The sequence below is a fragment of the Pseudomonas sp. G7(2022) genome, assembly GCF_052660475.1.
Genome location: NZ_CP109659.1, coordinates 888184 through 908126, shown reverse-complemented (window position 1 = coordinate 908126; position 19943 = coordinate 888184). Strand labels below are relative to the sequence as shown.

17 protein-coding genes and 2 tRNA genes are annotated in these 19943 nt (G+C 58.5%); 2 read left to right on the top strand and 17 right to left on the bottom strand.

Annotated elements, in window-relative coordinates; genetic code table 11:
• Positions 1-124: 124 nt before the first annotated feature.
• The 8 genes from NE357_RS03960 to rlmE all read right to left on the bottom strand — a co-directional run bounded on the left by NE357_RS03960 (position 125) and on the right by rlmE (position 6566).
• Positions 125-201 (bottom strand) — tRNA-Met (locus tag NE357_RS03960).
• A gap of 97 nt (positions 202-298) precedes the next feature.
• Positions 299-384, bottom strand: a tRNA-Leu gene (locus tag NE357_RS03955).
• 22 nt (positions 385-406) lie between these two features.
• Entirely contained in the window at positions 407-790 is a 384-nt protein-coding gene (gene secG, locus NE357_RS03950; protein ID WP_011332406.1) for a preprotein translocase subunit SecG, read from the bottom strand.
• A gap of 4 nt (positions 791-794) precedes the next feature.
• Positions 795-1550: a triose-phosphate isomerase gene (gene tpiA / locus NE357_RS03945; RefSeq protein WP_003221542.1), complete on the bottom strand. Its 756-nt coding sequence runs from the start codon at positions 1548-1550 to the stop codon at positions 795-797.
• A 65-nt stretch (positions 1551-1615) separates the two neighbouring features.
• Complete coding sequence (gene glmM / locus NE357_RS03940) at positions 1616-2953, bottom strand: phosphoglucosamine mutase (protein WP_169428807.1); 1338 nt, start codon at positions 2951-2953, stop codon at positions 1616-1618.
• A gap of 16 nt (positions 2954-2969) precedes the next feature.
• Positions 2970-3821, bottom strand: a complete 852-nt coding sequence (folP, locus tag NE357_RS03935; RefSeq protein ID WP_169428806.1) for a dihydropteroate synthase — start codon at positions 3819-3821, stop codon at positions 2970-2972.
• Between the two features lie 8 nt (positions 3822-3829).
• Positions 3830-5734, bottom strand: a complete 1905-nt coding sequence (gene ftsH, locus NE357_RS03930; protein WP_169428805.1) for an ATP-dependent zinc metalloprotease FtsH — start codon at positions 5732-5734, stop codon at positions 3830-3832.
• A 202-nt stretch (positions 5735-5936) separates the two neighbouring features.
• On the bottom strand, positions 5937-6566 hold the full coding sequence (gene rlmE, locus NE357_RS03925; RefSeq protein ID WP_169428804.1) for a 23S rRNA (uridine(2552)-2'-O)-methyltransferase RlmE: 630 nt from the start codon (positions 6564-6566) through the stop codon (positions 5937-5939).
• Positions 6567-6667: 101 nt separating this feature from the next.
• Here rlmE and NE357_RS03920 point away from each other — a divergent pair, with 101 nt between their 5' ends.
• Positions 6668-6976: a YhbY family RNA-binding protein gene (locus NE357_RS03920; RefSeq protein ID WP_085698388.1), complete on the top strand. Its 309-nt coding sequence runs from the start codon at positions 6668-6670 to the stop codon at positions 6974-6976.
• 9 nt (positions 6977-6985) lie between these two features.
• Here the strand turns inward: NE357_RS03920 and NE357_RS03915 are convergent, their stop codons facing one another.
• From NE357_RS03915 to grpE, 8 genes are all read right to left on the bottom strand, one after another.
• Positions 6986-7390, bottom strand: a complete 405-nt coding sequence (locus tag NE357_RS03915; protein ID WP_169428803.1) for an MFS transporter — start codon at positions 7388-7390, stop codon at positions 6986-6988.
• Between the two features lie 28 nt (positions 7391-7418).
• On the bottom strand, positions 7419-7895 hold the full coding sequence (gene greA, locus NE357_RS03910) for a transcription elongation factor GreA (RefSeq protein ID WP_085729545.1): 477 nt from the start codon (positions 7893-7895) through the stop codon (positions 7419-7421).
• Positions 7892-11113, bottom strand: coding sequence for a carbamoyl-phosphate synthase large subunit (gene carB / locus NE357_RS03905; protein WP_085711853.1), 3222 nt, complete (start codon positions 11111-11113; stop codon positions 7892-7894). The genes greA and carB overlap by 4 nt, the downstream gene beginning before the upstream one ends.
• A gap of 126 nt (positions 11114-11239) precedes the next feature.
• On the bottom strand, positions 11240-12376 hold the full coding sequence (gene carA / locus NE357_RS03900) for a glutamine-hydrolyzing carbamoyl-phosphate synthase small subunit (protein WP_169428802.1): 1137 nt from the start codon (positions 12374-12376) through the stop codon (positions 11240-11242).
• A 256-nt stretch (positions 12377-12632) separates the two neighbouring features.
• A complete protein-coding gene (gene dapB / locus NE357_RS03895; protein WP_169428801.1) occupies positions 12633-13439 on the bottom strand; it encodes a 4-hydroxy-tetrahydrodipicolinate reductase in 807 nt (268 codons plus the stop codon).
• A 9-nt stretch (positions 13440-13448) separates the two neighbouring features.
• Positions 13449-14573 carry a molecular chaperone DnaJ gene (dnaJ, locus tag NE357_RS03890; protein ID WP_169428800.1) on the bottom strand — a complete coding sequence of 375 codons (1125 nt, stop codon included), beginning with the start codon at positions 14571-14573 and terminating at the stop codon, positions 13449-13451.
• Between the two features lie 296 nt (positions 14574-14869).
• A complete protein-coding gene (gene dnaK / locus NE357_RS03885) occupies positions 14870-16786 on the bottom strand; it encodes a molecular chaperone DnaK (RefSeq protein WP_169428799.1) in 1917 nt (638 codons plus the stop codon).
• Between the two features lie 102 nt (positions 16787-16888).
• The gene (grpE, locus tag NE357_RS03880; protein WP_169428798.1) at positions 16889-17458 is read right to left on the bottom strand and encodes a nucleotide exchange factor GrpE; all 570 of its coding nucleotides are present in this window, start codon (positions 17456-17458) and stop codon (positions 16889-16891) included.
• A gap of 240 nt (positions 17459-17698) precedes the next feature.
• Between grpE and recN the strand changes: the two genes are divergently transcribed.
• Positions 17699-19372: a DNA repair protein RecN gene (recN, locus tag NE357_RS03875; RefSeq protein WP_169428797.1), complete on the top strand. Its 1674-nt coding sequence runs from the start codon at positions 17699-17701 to the stop codon at positions 19370-19372.
• 75 nt (positions 19373-19447) lie between these two features.
• Here the strand turns inward: recN and fur are convergent, their stop codons facing one another.
• Positions 19448-19852: a ferric iron uptake transcriptional regulator gene (fur, locus tag NE357_RS03870; RefSeq protein ID WP_039769149.1), complete on the bottom strand. Its 405-nt coding sequence runs from the start codon at positions 19850-19852 to the stop codon at positions 19448-19450.
• Between the last annotated feature and the right edge of the window lie 91 nt (positions 19853-19943).

The following is a 19943-nucleotide window of genomic DNA, read 5'->3' as shown; positions in this document are numbered from 1 at the left end:
GCATGTATGTGCATGCTTTGCAAAATAAAAAAATGGGCGAAACGCCCATCCTTGAAACGCCGTCGAACAGCGGCGTTGAAAGTGTCCAGCTAACAAAAAGCCCCTTAAAAGGGGCTCCTTAAACTGGTTGCGGGGGCCGGATTTGAACCGACGACCTTCGGGTTATGAGCCCGACGAGCTACCAGACTGCTCCACCCCGCGACAAAGCTGGGGCGGAAGTATACGACCGATCCCTGAAAGGGTCAATGTAACCTTCCACCTGCAAGAAAGCCCGCAACAGCGGGCTCTCCTGACTAATTGGTACCGAGAAGGGGACTCGAACCCCTACACCCTATGGGCACAACCACCTCAAGGTTGCGTGTCTACCAATTCCACCACCTCGGCAAAACTACGTTTGAAACCCTTCTTACTTCTGCTCTTGAGCTGGAGGTACGTCAGTCGCTGGAGTAGCCGACTTTTGCTCTTGAAGCACCGGGACATCATCAGAAGCCGGTTGTTGCTTTGGAACTTCCAACACTGCCGGGTTTGGCAAACCTGCCTGAGTCAGCTGATGAGCTTTCTCTTTAGCAAAGTATCCTAACCCCAAGCTGGTTATGAAGAAACCGGCGGCAAGTATAGCAGTAAACTTACTAAGAAAGGTAGAGGAACCTTGGCTTCCGAACACAGTATTTGAAGCACCTGCTCCGAAAGACGCGCCAGCATCCGCACCTTTACCCTGCTGCAGCAAAACCAGAGCAACTACGCCCAATGCACCCAGCAGATGAAAAACGACTACGACTGTTTCCAGCATTTTTTCAGTTTCCCGCGGCGCGACAAATCGCACCGAACTCATCTGCATTCAGGGAAGCTCCACCAATGAGCCCCCCATCGATATCCGGCATGCCGAACAGTTCGACCGCATTGGCCGCCTTCACGCTGCCGCCGTATAGAAGCCGCACGCCTCGTGCGACTTCAGAATTCTCTGCCGCCAACTGCTCACGAATGGCCTTATGCACATCCTGAGCCTGTTGCGGCGTTGCAGTCAGCCCGGTGCCAATGGCCCAGACCGGCTCGTATGCGATCACTGCATTGGCAAAGGCACCAACGCCCAACTCCTCAATAATGCTGCCCAGCTGACGCCCGACAACTTCAAGAGTTTTTCCGGCTTCACGCTGCTCCAGGGTCTCCCCCACACACAACACCGGAATCAAGCCACATGCCTGCGCCGCTGCGAACTTGCGATTCAGCATCCCGTCTCGCTCGCCCATGATCTGGCGGCGTTCGGAGTGCCCTACAAGCACCAGGGAACATCCTGCATCCACCAACTGACTCGGTGCAATTTCACCTGTCAGCGCACCTTGCATCGACTCCACCGCAGAGTTCTGCGCGCCGACCGAAATCGACTTTCCTTTCAAGCCATCAATCACTTGATTGATATGCAGGCAAGGCGGGAATACCGCGACATCAACACCGCTTGGCAAGGCCAGATGACGAAGGCCGTTGATCAGCTCAGCGACGCTGGCGCGGGTACCGTGCATCTTCCAGTTACCAGCTACCATAGGGCGACGCATGCTGTACCTCGTCGGTCAAAGTGGGCGCAGATGTTACCCAACACAATCACGACTGGCAAGCCGTATCAGGCAGAAACTTCAGTTACCAGTTTTGCCAGTTCTTCGGCATAGCCGCGAACCTGGGTTTGATCCTCACCCTCGACCATGACGCGCACCAGAGGCTCTGTCCCGGACTTGCGCAGAAGCACACGCCCACGACCCGCCATCGCCTCGGTTACTCGCTTGCTGGCTTCCTTGACAGCCGGGTGCTCGAGCGGACTGTCGCCACCGCCAAATCGGACATTGATCAGCACTTGCGGACACTTGCGCAGGGCCTGTCGGGTTTGAGCAAGACCTTCATTGCGAGTCTTGAGTGCCATCAACACCTGCAATGCAGCGATGATCGCATCCCCCGTAGTGGTGTGATTAAAGCAGACGACATGCCCCGAGTTCTCGCCACCAACCTGCCAGTTGCGCTCCAGCAATTCGGCAATCACATAACGGTCGCCGACATTGGCACGCACGAAAGGAATACCCAGATCCGCCAGAGCCAGCTCCAGGCCAAGGTTGCTCATCAGCGTGCCGACCACGCCGCCCTGCAGCTTGCCACGCTCATGCAGATCGCGGGCGATGATGAAGATCAGTTCGTCACCGTCGACTATCGCACCGGTATGGTCGACCATCAGCACGCGGTCACCGTCACCATCGAACGCAATCCCCAAATCAGCGTGCTCGGCAAGCACCGCCGCCTGCAACGGCCCCATATGGGTCGAACCACAGTTGTCGTTGATGTTCAGCCCGTTGGGCTGCGCGGACAACACGACGACCTCAGCACCCAGTTCGCGGAACACACTTGGCGCGACCTTGTAGGTCGCACCGTGCGCACAGTCGATCACGACCTTGAGACCGGCAAAGCTGGTGTTGGTCGGTACACTGCTCTTGCAGAATTCGATATAACGGCCGGAGGCATCGTTGATTCGCGATACCTTGCCGATCTTGCTCGACTCGACAACGGTCATTGGCGTATCGAGCAGTTCCTCGATCATCAGCTCCAACTCGTCCGGCAACTTGGTGCCCCTGCCGGAGAAAAACTTGATGCCATTGTCATCGTGAGGATTGTGCGAAGCACTGATCACAATACCGGCTTCAGCCTGGAAGGTACGCGCCAGGTAAGCAATGGCAGGTGTCGGCATCGGGCCGAGCAACATTACATCGGCGCCGGCCGATGTCAGACCGGCTTCCAGCGCCGATTCGAACATGTAACCGGAAATTCGCGTGTCTTTGCCGACGAGCACCTTGCAGGCGCCCATTTTTCGGAAGGCCATGCCGGCAGCCCAGCCGAGCTTGAGCATGAAGTCCGGAGTGATCGGGTACTCACCGACGCGACCACGAATACCGTCGGTACCAAAGTATTTCTTGCTCATAAGTGCTCCATCATTCTTATTCGGCTGATTCCACGGCCGCGATCATGCGCACGACATCCACCGTTTCTGCCACATCATGGACGCGCAATATACGTGCACCTTTGACTGATGCCAGTGCGGCCAGTGCCAGACCACCATACAGACGCTCACCCACGGGGCGATTCAGGGCCTGTCCGATCATGCTTTTTCGCGAAACACCCACCAGCAGAGGTCGACCCAATGCATGGAGGGCTTCCATGTGCCTGAACAAGCTTAGATTGTGCTGAAGGGTTTTTGCGAAACCGAAGCCAGGATCAAGGATGATCCGTTCGGCGGGTATGCCGACCGAAGCGCATCGCTCCATACGCTCGGCGAGAAACTCACCCACTTCACGAGTGACATCCTGATAGTGCGGATTGTCCTGCATGTTGCCGGGCTCTCCCAGCATATGCATCAGGCAGACCGGCAACCCGGTGGCCGCCGCTGCATCCAGCGCACCATCACGCTGCAACGATCGCACATCATTGATCAGGCCGGCCCCCAGACGCGCGGTTTCCCGCATGACAGCCGGAGTGGATGTATCGACCGAAATGATCACATCGAGTTCGCGATTGATCAGCTCGACGATCGGCGCCACTCGCTCAAGCTCCTCGAGAGGAGAAACCGCACGAGCACCCGGACGGGTTGACTCACCGCCAACGTCAATCAGCGTTGCACCGGCAGACACCATTGCCTCGGCATGACGCAAGGCTGCATCAAGCTGACTGTATCGACCGCCATCGGAAAAGGAATCGGGAGTGACATTGAGAATGCCCATGACATGCGTCCGGGCCAAATCAAGAACCCGGTTGCCGCAAGGCAACCGGGTCAGGGACTGTACAGAAGTCATTTCAAACCTTAAACGTCAGCAGCCGGACCGCCAATCGGTGTTTCCGGACGCTCATCCTGAACGACCGGAGGAGGCGTACCAGTACCACCCGACCAGTCGCGCGGCTCGCGCGGCGTACGACCCGCCATGATGTCGTCGATCTGTTCGGCATCGATGGTCTCGTACTTCATCAAGGCATCAGCCATGGCGTCGAGCTTGTCACGGTTGTCCGTGAGGATCTGCTTGGCGGTGCCGTAGCACTGATCGATGATGCTGCGCACTTCCGAGTCGATCAGTTTGGCCGTTTCGCCCGAGAAGCTGGCGTTCTGACCGCCACCGCCACGACCGAGGAACACCTCGCCTTCTTCTTCCGCATACATCAACGGACCGAGTTTTTCAGACAGACCCCACTTGGTCACCATGTTCCGCGCAATCTGACTGGCACGCATGATGTCGTTGGAGGCGCCTGTAGTCACCCCGTCGAAGCCCAATGTCATTTCTTCGGCGATACGGCCGCCGTACAGCGAGCAGATCTGACTGATCAACGCACGCTTGGACAGGCTGTAGCGATCCTCTTCCGGCAGGAACATGGTCACACCCAGCGCACGTCCGCGAGGAATGATCGACACTTTGTAGACCGGATCATGCTCGGGCACGACGCGACCGACGATAGCGTGGCCGGCTTCGTGATAAGCGGTGTTCTGCTTTTCTTTCTCGGACATGACCATGGATTTGCGCTCGGCACCCATCATGATCTTGTCTTTCGCCAGTTCGAACTCTTTCATCTCGACGATGCGCTTGCCGGCACGAGCAGCGAACAGTGAAGCCTCGTTGACCAGGTTAGCCAGGTCAGCACCGGAGAAGCCCGGAGTACCACGTGCGATAACGGCCGGAGCTACGTCATCACCCATTGGCACTTTACGCATGTGGACCTTGAGGATCTGTTCGCGACCACGGATGTCCGGCAGACCGACCACCACCTGGCGGTCGAAACGACCAGGACGCAGCAGAGCCGGGTCCAGCACATCAGGACGGTTGGTTGCGGCGATGACGATGATGCCGTCATTCATTTCGAAGCCGTCCATCTCGACCAGCAACTGGTTGAGGGTCTGCTCGCGCTCGTCGTGACCGCCACCCATGCCAGCGCCACGATGGCGACCAACGGCGTCGATCTCGTCGATGAAAATAATGCAGGGTGCGTGTTTCTTGGCCTGTTCGAACATGTCACGAACGCGGCTGGCACCGACGCCGACGAACATTTCAACGAAGTCGGAACCGGAAATGGTGAAGAACGGCACTTTGGCTTCGCCGGCAATCGCCTTGGCCAGCAAGGTTTTACCAGTACCCGGGGGACCAACCATCAGTACACCGCGCGGGATGCGGCCACCGAGACGCTGGAACTTGCCCGGATCACGAAGGAACTCGACCAGCTCGCCAACCTCTTCCTTGGCTTCGTCGCAACCGGCAACGTCAGCCAGCGTGGTTTTTACCTGATCTTCGGACAGCAGGCGCGCCTTGCTCTTGCCAAAGCTCATCGGCCCACCCTTGCCGCCCGCACCGCCTTGCATCTGGCGCATGAAGAACATGAACACCGCGATGATGACCAGGATCGGGAAGCTGGCCACCAGAAGCTGGGTCCAGATGCTTTGCTGTTCAGGCTGCTTGCCTTCGACCACGACGTGGTTGTCGACCAGGTCGCCGATCAGGCCATTGTCCTGAATTGCCGGACGAATGGTCTTGAAGCTGTCGCCATCGTTGCGCTTGCCGGTAATCACGTAGCCATCGACGGCCACGCGCTCGACCTTGCCATCCTTGACCTGCTGGATGAAGTCGGAATAGTTGAGGGTCTGCGGCTCGTTAGGGCTGGAGAAGTTGTTCATCACCGTCACCAGGACTGCCGCGATGATCAACCACAGGATCAGATTCTTTGCCATATCGTTCAATTAACTACCCTCTGAAGCAAGCTCCGCTACTGGCGCGCGCTTCGCATGATATTCACCGGCCTAACTTACTACATTACCTACAGCTCTGGCAGGCGCCGTCTGTAACCCTTTGTGAAACACTTTCTACACAATATTCGCTAATGCACGCGGGGCGAAATACGAAAAACCTATCACCCCGCCAAAAAACCTCGTTTTACTCGCCACCGCCGCGGTAGCCCCAAGCCAGCATGTATTGCTCGCGGGAGCTGTCGCGGGAAGAGTCCGGCTTGATCATCTGGATCTTGTCGAACTTCTTGCGAGCGTCCTTCAGGTAAGTATCGAACCCTTCTCCCTGAAAAATCTTGATCAGAAAATTGCCGCCCGGCTTTAGTATCCGCTCTGCCAGATCAAGAGCCAGCTCGCAAAGAAACATGGCTTTGGGCATATCTACGGCAGGCGTACCACTCATATTGGGGGCCATATCGGAAATCACAAGGTCCACCTGCGAATTACCCACAGCCTCAAGGATTCGAGCGAGTACTTCGTCCTGAGTGAAATCCCCCTGAATGAAGGTCACGTCCGGAATGCTGTCCATTTCCAGGATGTCCGAGGCGATCAGGCGCCCCTGGCCACCGATCAGCCGACTGGTGACCTGCGACCAGCCACCGGGCGCCGCGCCCAGGTCGACCACGCTCATGCCTGGGCGGATCAATTTGTATTTTTCCTGGACTTCCAGAAGCTTGTAACTCGCACGCGAGCGGTAGCCATCCTTCTGCGCCTGCTTCACATAAGGATCGTTGACATGTCGTTTCAGCCAACCAAGGCTTGTCTTGGAACGCGCCATTGGGCACCTCGTTGATTAGGGTCGTGATTAATTGGGCGGATCCACGAGCCCTCGGGTAAAATGGCCGCCATTTTACAGAATCCAGACGAAAGGGTCAGATTATGCCGCTCACTCCAGAGCAGAAGAAACAGTACAAATCCATTGGCCACCACCTCAAACCAGTTTTGACTGTGGCTGACAACGGTTTGACTGAGGGTGTTTTAGCCGAACTCGAACGCGCGCTGGCGGACCACGAGCTGATCAAGATCAAGCTCAACATCCTCGATCGTGAGGCGCGCCTGGCGTCCATTGCGGAGCTGTGCAAGGTCGGCAAGGCCGATCTGGTTCAGGTCATCGGCAAAATGGCCCTGATCTACCGCAAGAACTTCAGCGTCAACAAGCAGCTGTCGAACGTTCATCGCTTCAAGTGATGAAAAGGGTCAAGGGTGTGCTTCGCGCACCCTGCCACTCCACCCCGGCACCGGCTGCATCACCAGAACCAGCCCGGAAAAGCCCAGAACAAGATAGCTGAACACTTGCCAGCGCTGCGCATCCGGCCAGCCGACACGCACTGCGACATACATCGCACTCGCATACAACGCCATCAGCAGCACCTGTCCGCGAAAATCCCGCCATAGACTGCCCAGGCCTTCGGTCCGTACCAGCACCAAAGCCTGAAAAATCACGCACGCGGCAGCAAAACCCACCACCGGCACTTCAAATGCACTGGCGACCTCGTCGATCAGCAGCGGTGCGAGACCTATCTGGCCCAACACCGGCCGCAGACCGAGGTGCACCAGCCATAAACCGCCGACCCACAACATCTGGGTCAGCTGCCAGAGCATGGCGCCCGCATGCAGCGGGCGCCCTGTTTCAGATGTGACGGACTTCGACAATCTCATACTCGATATCGCCGCCGGGCGTTTTCACGACGACCGTGTCGCCCTCTTCCTTGGCAATCAAGGCGCGGGCGATCGGCGAGCCGACCGAAATCTTGCCGAGCTTGATGTCCGCCTCGTCTTCACCAACGATCTGGTAAGTCACGCTTTCATCAGTCTCGACGTTGGCGATCTCGACGGTAGTGCCGAAAATCACTTTGCCGGTGTGCGCAATGGTCGTCACGTCGATGATCACCGCGTTCTGCATGCGACCTTCGATGTCACGGATCCGCGCCTCGACCATGCCCTGCTGTTCGCGGGCGGCATGGTATTCGGCGTTTTCCTTCAAGTCACCCAACTCGCGGGCCGTACCGATGTCCTGGCTGAGCTTCGGACGAACGACCTTGGTCAGATGAGCGTGTTCTTCTTCCAGGGCTTTCGCGCCCTGGACGGTCATTGGGTATTTATTCATGCCTTCAATCCTGCGTGTAGATCCTGCAAGCGGCGCACGGTCTTCTCGGGACCGAACTTCAGCGCTTCGCAGATGGCTTCGCCAGCAGCAATGGTGGTGGTGCAGTAGATCTTGTGCTGCAAGGCGTTACGACGAATGGAGTAAGAGTCGGCGATCGACTGACGACCTTCAGTGGTGTTGATGATCAGCGTGACTTCGTCATTCTTGATCATGTCGACCACGTGCGGACGCCCCTCGGTCACCTTGTTCACACGACGCACTTTCAGGCCAGCCGCTTCGATGAGCTTGGCAGTCCCGGCAGTGGCGACCACTTCGAAGCCCAAGTTGATCAGATCGCGGGCCACACCTGCAACCAGTGGCTTGTCGTCGTCACGCACGCTGATGAATGCGGTACCGCCGGTCGGCAGCACTTCGCTGGCGCCCATCTGGGCTTTGGCAAAGGCTTCGCCGAAGGTGTCGCCGACGCCCATCACTTCACCGGTGGACTTCATCTCTGGGCCGAGGATCGGGTCAACACCAGGGAATTTGGCGAACGGGAACACCGCCTCTTTCACGCTGTAGAAGTTCGGAATGATTTCCTTGGTGAAGCCGATTTCCTTCAGAGTCTTGCCAGCCATCACGCGGGCAGCAATCATCGCCAGGGAAACACCGATGCACTTCGACACGAACGGTACGGTACGGGAAGCACGCGGGTTGACTTCGATGACGTAGATGTCTTCGCCTTGCAGCGCCAGCTGAACGTTCATCAAACCGACCACGCCCAGTTCCAGGGCCATTTTCTTGACCTGCTCGCGCATCTCGTCCTGGATGTGCGCCGGCAGCGAGTACGGCGGCAACGAGCACGCGGAGTCACCGGAGTGAACGCCCGCTTGCTCGATGTGCTGCATGATCGCGCCGATCACTACGTCTTTGCCGTCGCAGACCGCATCCACGTCCATCTCGATGGCGCAGTTGAGGAAGTGGTCGAGCAGCACCGGGCTGTCGTTCGACACTTGCACCGCGTCACGCAGGTAGCGCTTGAGCTCTTCTTCCTTGTAGACGATTTCCATCGCCCGGCCGCCCAGTACGTAGGACGGACGCACCACCAGCGGGTAACCGATCTTCGCGGCAGCGCGAACAGCTTCGTCTTCGCTGCGCACGGTAGCGTTTGGCGGCTGACGCAGGTTCAGGCGCTCAACCATCTGCTGGAAGCGCTCACGATCTTCGGCACGGTCGATGGCGTCAGGGCTGGTGCCGATGATCGGCACGCCGGCTGCTTCCAGGGCGCGAGCCAGCTTCAGAGGCGTCTGGCCGCCGTACTGGACGATCACGCCTTTCGGCTTCTCGACGCGGCAGATCTCCAGCACGTCTTCCAGAGTCACCGGCTCGAAGTACAGACGGTCGGAAGTGTCGTAGTCAGTGGAAACGGTTTCCGGGTTGCAGTTGACCATGATGGTTTCGTAGCCGTCTTCGCGCAGGGCAAGAGCGGCGTGTACGCAGCAGTAGTCGAACTCGATGCCCTGACCGATACGGTTTGGACCACCACCCAGAATCATGATCTTGTCGCGACCGGACGGCGCCGCTTCGCACTCTTCCTCGTAAGTCGAGTACAGGTAAGCGGTGTCGGTGGCGAACTCGGCGGCGCAGGTATCGACGCGCTTGTAGACCGGGAACACTTCCAGTTTTTGACGATGAGTGCGCAGGTTCTTCTCGGTGACGCCCAGCAGCTTGGCCAGACGCTGATCGGAGAAACCTTTACGCTTGAGCTTGAACATCAGGTCGCGGTCGATAGCGGACAGACCGAGGGTCTTGACCTTTTCTTCATCCTTGATGAGATCTTCGATCTGCACCAGGAACCACGGGTCGATCATGTTCATGCCGAAGATTTCTTCGACGGTCATGCCGGCGCGGAAAGCGTCCGCCACGTACCAGATACGCTCGGCACCCGGCACGGTCAGCTCGCGCTTGAGCACGCTCATGCTTTCCGGATTGCTCAGGTCGACTTTCTCGTCCAGACCGCAAACGCCCACTTCCAGACCGCGCAGGGCTTTCTGCAGAGATTCCTGGAAGGTACGGCCGATGGCCATGACTTCACCGACCGACTTCATCTGAGTGGTCAGGCGCGCGTCAGCGTTGGCGAACTTCTCGAAAGCGAAGCGCGGCAGCTTGGTCACAACGTAGTCGATGGAAGGTTCGAAGGACGCCGGGGTCTTGCCGCCGGTGATGTCGTTCGACAGCTCGTCAAGGGTGTAGCCGACCGCCAGTTTGGCCGCGACCTTGGCAATCGGGAAACCGGTGGCTTTCGAAGCCAGGGCCGACGAACGCGATACACGCGGGTTCATTTCGATCACAACCATGCGGCCGGTGTCCGGGCAGATACCGAACTGGACGTTGGAACCGCCAGTCTCGACGCCGATCTCGCGCAGTACCGCCAGCGAGGCGTTACGCAGGATCTGATATTCCTTGTCGGTCAGGGTCTGGGCCGGAGCGACAGTGATCGAGTCGCCGGTGTGCACGCCCATCGGGTCGAAGTTTTCGATCGAGCAGACGATGATGCAGTTGTCCTTTTTGTCGCGGACAACTTCCATTTCATATTCTTTCCAGCCGATCAGGGATTCGTCGATCAGCAGTTCCTTGGTTGGCGACAGGTCCAGACCACGGGCGCAGATTTCTTCGAATTCTTCACGGTTGTAAGCGATACCGCCACCGGTGCCGCCCATGGTGAAGGACGGACGGATGATGCACGGGAAGCCCAGGCGCTCGAGCACCGCGTTGGCTTCTTCCATGCTGTGGGCGATACCGGAACGCGGGCATTCCAGGCCGATGGCTTTCATCGCCTTGTCGAAACGCGAACGGTCTTCAGCCTTGTCGATGGTGTCGGCGTTGGCGCCGATCATCTCTACGCCGAATTTCTCCAGAACGCCTTCGCGCTCCAGGTCCAGGGCGCAGTTCAGAGCGGTCTGGCCGCCCATGGTTGGCAGCACCGCATCCGGACGCTCTTTTTCGATGATCTTGGCAACGGTCTGCCACTTGATCGGCTCGATGTAGGTGGCGTCGGCCATGTCCGGGTCGGTCATGATGGTGGCCGGGTTGGAGTTCACCAGGATGACGCGGTAACCCTCTTCGCGCAGGGCTTTACAGGCCTGGGCGCCGGAGTAGTCGAATTCGCAGGCCTGGCCGATAACGATCGGGCCAGCGCCGAGAATCAGGATGCTTTTAATGTCTGTACGTTTTGGCATGGGTTTGTCACTCAAATCCGCAGGTCAGTCGGCAAGCCGTCTTGATCGATTTCTGAAGTCCCGAGGGGGCCGCCGGTTCCGGGGCCGCCCTCGAGGGGCTTCTCGCTACAGTCTCAAGGCGAGCGCTTAGCGTCGCTTGGCCATCTCGTTGATGAAGCGGTCAAACAGAGGGGCCACATCGTTCGGGCCCGGGCTCGCTTCAGGGTGACCCTGGAAGCTGAACGCGCTCTTGTCGGTGCGCTCGATACCTTGCAGGGTGCCGTCGAACAGCGATTTGTGAATCGCGCGGACGTTGGCTGGCAGGGTCGCTTCGTCAACCGCAAAACCGTGGTTCTGGCTGGTGATCATCACAACACCCGTGTCCAGATCCTGAACCGGGTGGTTGGCACCGTGGTGGCCGTGGCCCATTTTCAGGGTCTTGGCGCCGGAGGCCAGAGCCAACAGCTGGTGACCGAGGCAGATGCCGAAGACCGGAATTTCGGTTTCCAGCACTTCCTTGATGGCCTTGATTGCGTAGTCGCAAGGCTCCGGATCACCAGGGCCGTTGGACAGGAACACGCCGTCCGGCTTCAGGGCCAGTACGTCGGCAGCCGGAGTTTGTGCAGGAACGACAGTAACGCGGCAGCCGCGCTCGACCAGCATGCGCAGGATGTTGACCTTGACGCCGTAATCGTAGGCAACCACGTGGTATGGCAGCTCGGAGGCTTCGATGGTCGCGTGGCTGTCGGTTTTCAGATCCCAGACAGTGGAGCGCCATTCGTATTGGGTCTTGGTGCTGACGACTTTCGCCAGGTCCATGCCCTTCAGGCCCGGGAAGCCTTGCGCCGCGGCGATGGCCGCTTCTTCGGTAATGTTGTCGCCGGCCATGATGCAGCCGTTCTGCGCGCCTTTTTCACGCAGGATGCGGGTCAGGCGGCGGGTGTCGATACCGGCAATTGCCACGACGTTGTTGGCTTTCAGGTAATCAGACAGGGACATCGTGTTACGCCAGTTGCTCGCTACCAGCGGCAGGTCACGGATAACCAGGCCAGCGGACCAGACGCGGTCAGACTCGGCGTCTTCCGGCGTGGTGCCAGTGTTGCCGATGTGCGGGTAAGTCAGGGTAACGATCTGTTGGGCGTAGGAAGGATCGGTAAGGATTTCCTGATAGCCGGTCATTGCGGTGTTGAACACCACCTCACCAACGGTCTGACCGTCGGCTCCAATGGCTTCGCCGCGAAAAATGCTGCCATCAGCAAGGGCGAGTATGGCTGGCTTAGTCAAGAAGACCTCCCGTAAATAACGCATGAAAGGGCAATCGCAGGTTGTAAAAAAGCGGAGTGACGTATGGACACGTCACCCCGCTTCTTCACTGAATTATTCTGCGCGCTTTTAGTGGACACACTAAAGCTGTAGCTTACAGAAAAAGGGATTTTTGGTCTACCGCCAATGAGGCCGAAAGGCCGGAGAATGCGACAGGGCGTCGCTCGGCGGAGTAAAACCGGCACAAACAGGGCGTTTGCGCCGGCTTCGGAACCTCTCAATGCAGGTCGAGCACGTCCTGCATGTCGTACAAACCAGGCTCGCGACCGTCCAGCCACAACGCCGCACGCACCGCACCTTTGGCGAACGTCATGCGACTCGAAGCCTTGTGCGTGATCTCCAGTCGCTCGCCTTCGCAGGCAAACAGCACCGTGTGATCGCCCACCACATCACCACCGCGAACAGTGGCGAAACCGATGGTTTCACGCTCACGCACACCGGTGTGGCCTTCACGACCATAGACCGCGACTTTCTGCAGATCACGATCCAGTGCATTGGCAATCACTTCACCCATGCGCAGGGCCGTACCCGACGGTGCATCGATCTTGTGCCGGTGATGGGCTTCGATGATTTCGATGTCCGCATCTTCCGCCAACACCCGCGCCGCCATGTCGAGCAGCTTCAGCGACAGGTTGACGCCGACACTGAAATTGGCGGCGAACACGATCGGAATATCCTTGCCCGCCTCGGCCAGCAACTGCTTCTGCGCAGCGTCCAGCCCGGTCGTGCCGATCACCATCGCCTTGCCGGCCTTGCGACAGAAAGCCAGGTTTTTCAGCATGACTTCCGGCAGGGTGAAGTCGATCAATACATCGAACTCTTGCGCCACAGACTCCAGATTCCCGGACAGCGGCACGCCGATTCGACCCAGCGAAGCCAGCTCACCGGCATCCACCCCGATCAGCGTACTGCCAGGGCGAACGATGGCAGCCGTCAAACCGGTCAGCGGCGCGCGCTGCTGCACCGCCTCGACCAGAATCTTGCCCATGCGCCCGGCAGCGCCCATCACAGCTATACGTCGCATGCCGACTCCTTACAGATCGCCGAAGAAGCGTTTTACACCGTCAAACCAACCGGTGGTTTTCGGCGAGTGACTGTTGTCGTCGGCCAGGGAGCTGCGGAACTCTTCGAGCAACTCACGTTGACGACGGTTCAGATTGACCGGCGTTTCGACGGCCACACGGCACATCAGATCGCCCGCACCACCGCCACGCACTGGCGCCACGCCCTTGCCGCGTACGCGGAACTGCTTGCCGGTCTGAGTCCCTTCCGGAATCTTCAGTTTGACGCGACCGTCAAGGGTCGGAATTTCCAGCTCGCCACCCAGGGCTGCGTCGACGAAGCTGATCGGCACTTCGCAGAACAGGTGCTTGCCGTCACGCTGGAAGATGTCGTGCTCGCGAACGTTGATCACCACGTACAGGTCGCCGGTCGGACCACCCTGAGTGCCCGCCTCGCCTTCGCCGGACAGGCGAATGCGGTCACCGGTATCGACACCGGCCGGCACTTTGACGGAAAGGGTTTTGTACTCTTCGACGCGACCGTCGCCGTGGCAGGAGTCGCACGGATCGGAAATGATCTTGCCCTGGCCATGGCAGCGCGGGCAGGTTTGCTGTACAGAGAAGAAGCCCTGCTGCATGCGCACCTGGCCGATGCCGCCGCAAGTCGGGCACGTCGACGGGGACGAACCTTTCTTGGCACCCGAACCGTCGCATGGTTTGCAATTGACCAGTGTCGGAACGCGGATATTCACGGTCGTACCGCGTACCGCTTCCTCCAGGTTCAGCTCCAGGGTGTAGCGCAGATCGCTACCGCGCTGAGCGCCGCCACGGGAACCACCGCGACCGCCACCAAAGAAGTCACTGAAGACATCACCGAAAATATCGGAGAAGTTCTGACCGCCGAAACCGGCACCGCCGCCACCCATACTTGGGTCCACGCCGGCATGGCCGTACTGATCGTAGGCCGCGCGCTTGCTGGAATCGGACAATACTTCGTAGGCCTCGTTGGCCTCTTTGAACATTTCTTCCGATGCTTTGTCATCGGGATTACGGTCCGGGTGATGCTTCATCGCCAGACGGCGATAGGCCTTCTTCAGGTCTGCGTCGCTTGCGCCACGCTCAACACCCAACACTTCGTAATAGTCACGCTTTGCCATAAGTCTTTGCACTCTTAAGGACGTTCGGCAAACCCCTCCTGAGCTTCGCCAAACTCGTTGAGCCCCAATGCAGGCCCGGACCCAACTCACGTCAATTCAACGATCCTGGTCTTTGGTTCATGCGGTATTTGCGGCGCGAAAAGCAGGAGCATTCCCGGCCATACCGCTAACACACGAAGCTTGTCGCATGCTGTAAAAATTCGCGTATTCCAGATACGCCAACGCGGGAGCAAGCTCCCGCGCGGCGACATCCTACCAGTCACCGCCGCAAGGCAGTCAACCGGGCGACCAACAACTTACTTGTGGTCTTTGACTTCTTCGAACTCGGCATCGACAACATCGTCAGCCTTTTCAGCTTTCTCGTCGTGCGGTGCCGCGCCTTCAGCAGGCTGAGCCTGTTCGGCGTACATCTTCTGGGCAACCGGCGCAGAGACTTTCGACAGTTCTTCAACCTTGGCGTCGATGGCAGCCTTGTCGTCGCCTTTGACGGCGGCTTCCAGGGCAACCACGGCCGCTTCGATTGCAGTCTTCTCTTCTGCAGTCACTTTGTCGCCAGCGTCAGCGATCATCTTGCGAGTCGAGTGAACCAGTGCATCACCCTGGTTACGGGCAGCGGCCAGCTCTTCGAACTTGCGGTCTTCCTCGGCGTTCAGCTCGGCGTCGCGCACCATCTTCTGGATTTCTTCATCCGACAGACCAGAGTTGGCCTTGATGGTGATCTTCTGCTCTTTGCCAGTAGCCTTGTCCTTCGCACCTACGTGCAGGATGCCGTTGGCGTCGATGTCGAAGGTCACTTCGATCTGCGGCACACCACGTGGAGCAGGTGGAATGTCGGCCAGGTCGAACTTGCCCAGGGACTTGTTCTGTGCGGCTTGCTTGCGCTCGCCTTGCAGGACGTGAATGGTCACGGCGCCCTGGTTGTCGTCGGCCGTCGAGAACACTTGCGATTTCTTGGTAGGAATCGTGGTGTTTTTCTCGATCAGCGCGGTCATCACGCCACCCATGGTTTCGATACCCAGGGTCAGCGGGCTGACGTCGAGCAGCAGAACGTCTTTCACGTCACCGGCCAGAACGGCGCCCTGGATCGCAGCACCCATGGCAACAGCTTCGTCCGGGTTCACGTCTTTACGGGCTTCTTTACCGAAGAAGTCGGAAACAGCCTTCTGCACCATTGGCATGCGGGTCTGACCGCCGACCAGGATCACGTCGTCAATCTTGCTGGCGTCGATGCCGGCGTCTTTCAGAGCAATGCGGCATGGCTCGATGGTACGAGTCACCAGATCTTCGACCAGCGATTCGAGCTTGGCACGGGAGATCTTCACATTCAGATGCTTCGGACCGGTCGCGTCTGCAGTAATGTACGGCAGGTTGACGTCGGTCGACTGAGAGGAAGACAGCTCGATCTTGGCTTTCTCAGCGGCTTCTTTCAGACGCTGCAGGGCCAGTGGATCGTTCTTCAGGTCCATGCCGGACTCTTTCTTGAACTCGTCGACGAGGTAGTCGATCAGGCGCATGTCGAAGTCTTCGCCACCCAGGAAGGTGTCACCGTTGGTGGCCAGTACTTCGAACTGGTGCTCGCCGTCGACTTCAGCGATTTCGATCACGGAAACGTCGAAGGTACCACCACCCAGGTCGTAAACGATCACGGTGTGATCGCCCTTGGCCTTGTCCATACCGTAAGCCAGAGCGGCCGCGGTTGGTTCGTTGATGATACGTTTTACGTCCAGACCGGCGATGCGGCCAGCATCTTTAGTTGCCTGACGCTGACTGTCGTTGAAGTAGGCCGGAACGGTGATCACCGCTTCGGTCACAGCTTCACCGAGGTAGTCTTCGGCGGTCTTCTTCATCTTTTTCAGAACTTCGGCGCTGATTTGCGGCGGAGCCATCTGCTTGCCGGAGGCCTCGACCCAGGCGTCACCATTGTTGGCCTTGACGATCTTGTAAGGCACCAGCTTGATGTCTTTCTGTACAACGTCTTCTTCGAAGCGGCGACCGATCAGACGCTTCACTGCGAAAAGGGTGTTGTGCGGGTTGGTCACAGCCTGACGCTTGGCCGACTGACCGACCAGGATTTCGCCATCGTTGGCGTAAGCGATGATCGACGGCGTGGTGCGCGCGCCTTCAGCGTTTTCAATAACCTTGGCTTTACCGTTTTCCAGCACGGAGACGCAGGAGTTGGTAGTCCCCAGGTCGATACCGATAATTTTGCCCATGTTCACTCTCCCGAAACTTTGGATTTTTTTGCCGCAGCAGTGGTGGCTGACTGCGGTAATTCTTAAACGCTTGACTTGTAAATGGGGGCCTTGCGGCTAATTTCAAGCCTTCTCGTCAATCGAAGGCGAAACGGGCGCCGGTGCCTTGCTGACCACGACCATCGCCGGACGCAACAGGCGGCCATTGAGCTGGTAGCCCTTCTGGAACACCTTCAGAACGCTGTTCGGCTCCAGGTCAGCACTTTCCTGCATGGCCATTGCCTGATGTTCCACGGCGTTGAACGGTTCACCTTCCTGCGGGCTGACAGCTACAAGCTGATAGCGCGTGAGGGTGTCGTGAAACATTTTCAGGGTCAGCTCGATGCCTTCGCGCATCGGACGGATGCTTTCGTCATCAGGGCTCGACAGCTCGAGACCGCGCTCCAGGCTGTCGACGATCGGCAACAGGTCGCCGGCGAATTTTTCCAGTGCAAACTTGTGAGCCTTTTCGACGTCCTGCTCGGCACGGCGGCGGACGTTCTGCAGATCGGCAGCTACGCGCAGCGATTGATCCTGCGCGGCGGCCAATTGCTCTTCGAGCACTTGTACACGGGTCGCCAGGTCATCACCCGAATTCTCGGGCGCCTGATTGGCTTCTGGATTTTGCGTATCTACTGTCTGTTCGTCAGCCATAGAATTCTCCTTTCAATATCGTCCGCGAGTTCGATTCGCGCTTCTGCCCCGGTATATGGGGCCGCAAAATCAGGCTTCAAGGGCTGCCGATGATTAACCCTACAAAAAAGTGCTGCATTGTCATTCCCGGGTGCGATAAGCATTTGATCGGATCAAGCCAATCGAGCTAAGCGAGGGCATTGTCAGGCCGAAACAAAACACTGTATAAATAACCAGACCTAAAGCCTGGGAGCGGCCTTTATGCTGGTGCACCTGTCCGTACACAACTACGCCATCGTTGAACATCTCGATCTCGAACTCGATCGCGGGATGAGCGTGATTACCGGGGAAACCGGTGCCGGCAAGTCGATCATGCTCGACGCGCTGGGCCTGACCCTTGGCGACCGCGCCGACAGCGGCGTGGTTCGCCCGGGTGCCGACAAGGCCGATATCCTGGCGACCTTCGACCTGGCCGACATTCCCGAAGCCAGCGCCTGGCTGGCCGAGCGCGACCTGGAAATCGACGGCCCGTGCATCCTGCGTCGGGTCATCACTTCCGAAGGTCGTTCACGCGGCTATATAAATGGCACACCCTGCCCGCTCGGCGACCTCAAGGCCCTCGGCGAGCTGCTGATCGATATCCACAGCCAGCACGAACACCAATCCCTGCTCAAGACCGACACCCACCGGCGTCTGCTCGACGAATACGCCGGGGCTACCGATCTGGCGCGGCAGGTTCATCTGGCCGCCCAGCGCTGGCGTCAGACCCGTCAGGAGCTGGAACGCCTTTCCAACTCCGGCGACGAACAGCGCGCGCGGCATCAACTGCTCAGCTACCAGCTCGAAGAACTGGAAAACCTCGGCCTCGGGGAAAACGAGCTGGAAGAACTGGAGCAGGAACACAAAAACCTGACCAACGCCGAAACCCTGCTCGGCATTTGCCGACAAGTGGTCGAACAATGCAGCGAAAGTGATTCCGGCAACGTGCTGAATGCCCTGACGGCCAGCCTCAATCGACTGTCGAGCGTGAACAACTCGGTCGGCGCGCTGGGTGAGGCGAGCAGCCTGCTGACCAGTGCGCAGATCCAGGTCGAAGAGGCCGTCGGCGAGCTCAATCGCTTTCTCGACAACTTCGACGCCGATCCGGCGCGCCTGCAGTATCTGGAAGAACGTCTGGATTCCATTTACACGCTGGCACGCAAACACCGCATTCAGCCGACGGAAGTTGCGGAGATGCAGCAGAAGCTGCTCGACGAAATCGAAGCCCTGGACGCCAATGATGAATCCATCGAGCGCCTCGCCGAAGAACTCGCATCCTATGCCCGCCACTATCAGGAAAAGGCCCGGGAACTGAGCGAGCTGCGTCATCAGGCGGCCGGCAACCTGGCCAGCGCGGTGGAGCAGGAGATCCAGCGCCTGGGTATGCCCGGCGGTCGCTTCACCATCGAATTGCGCGACAACAACAGCAGCGAACTGCAGCCCAATGGCCTGGAACAAGTCGAGCTGCTGGTCAGCGCCAACCCGGGCCAGCCTTTGAAGGCCCTGGCCAAAGTGGCGTCCGGCGGTGAGCTGTCACGGATCAGCCTGGCAATCCAGGTGATTACCGCCCAGACCTCTCGCGTACCGACGCTGGTGTTCGATGAAGTGGACGTGGGGATTGGCGGTCCGACGGCCGAAATCGTCGGCCAGTTGTTGCGCCGTCTCGGGGATCGCGGACAGGTACTGACAGTCACGCACCTGCCGCAAGTCGCGGCTCAGGGGCATCAGCATCTGTTCGTGCACAAGGTGCGAGGCGAGCAGGCGACTCACACCGCCGTTTCGAAACTGAGCAAGAATGACCGAATAGAAGAAGTCGCGCGGATGCTTGGCGGCATCGATCTGACCAAAGAGTCTTTGGCGCACGCGAAAAAGATGGTCGTTACCGCAAAGGCTTAAGTACACCAGAAAGCACGAAGGCGACCCTTGGGTCGCCTTCGTTCGTTTCGCGAATCAGAAATTCGCGCGACATGCTTATTTTTTGTTGCGTACGTACAGCACCAGATTGTGATCCACCATCTCGTAACCGTGCTTCTCGACGATCGCCTTCTGAAGCTTTTCGATTTCTTCGTCGAAGAATTCGATGACTTCGCCCGACTCCACGTTAACCATATGGTCGTGGTGGCCACCGTCGGCCAATTCGAATACCGCGTGGCCGCCGTCGAAGTTGTGACGGACCACGAGGCCAGCCGCTTCGAACTGGGTCAGAACACGGTAAACCGTGGCCAGACCGACGTCCTCGCCAGCTTCCATCAACGCCTTGTAGACGTCCTCGGCACTCATGTGACGCTGCTCTGTAGAGTCGAGCATTTGCAGGATCTTGACCCGTGGCAGGGTCACTTTGAGGCCGGCTTTGCGTAGTTCGCTATTTTCAACCATGGTCAGCTTTCTCGCGATGCTGCTTCGCAGCTTCTCTTAATGCGGGTATGATCGGCGTTTACGTTGTCCCAGCCAAGATAGTGGAAGTCGC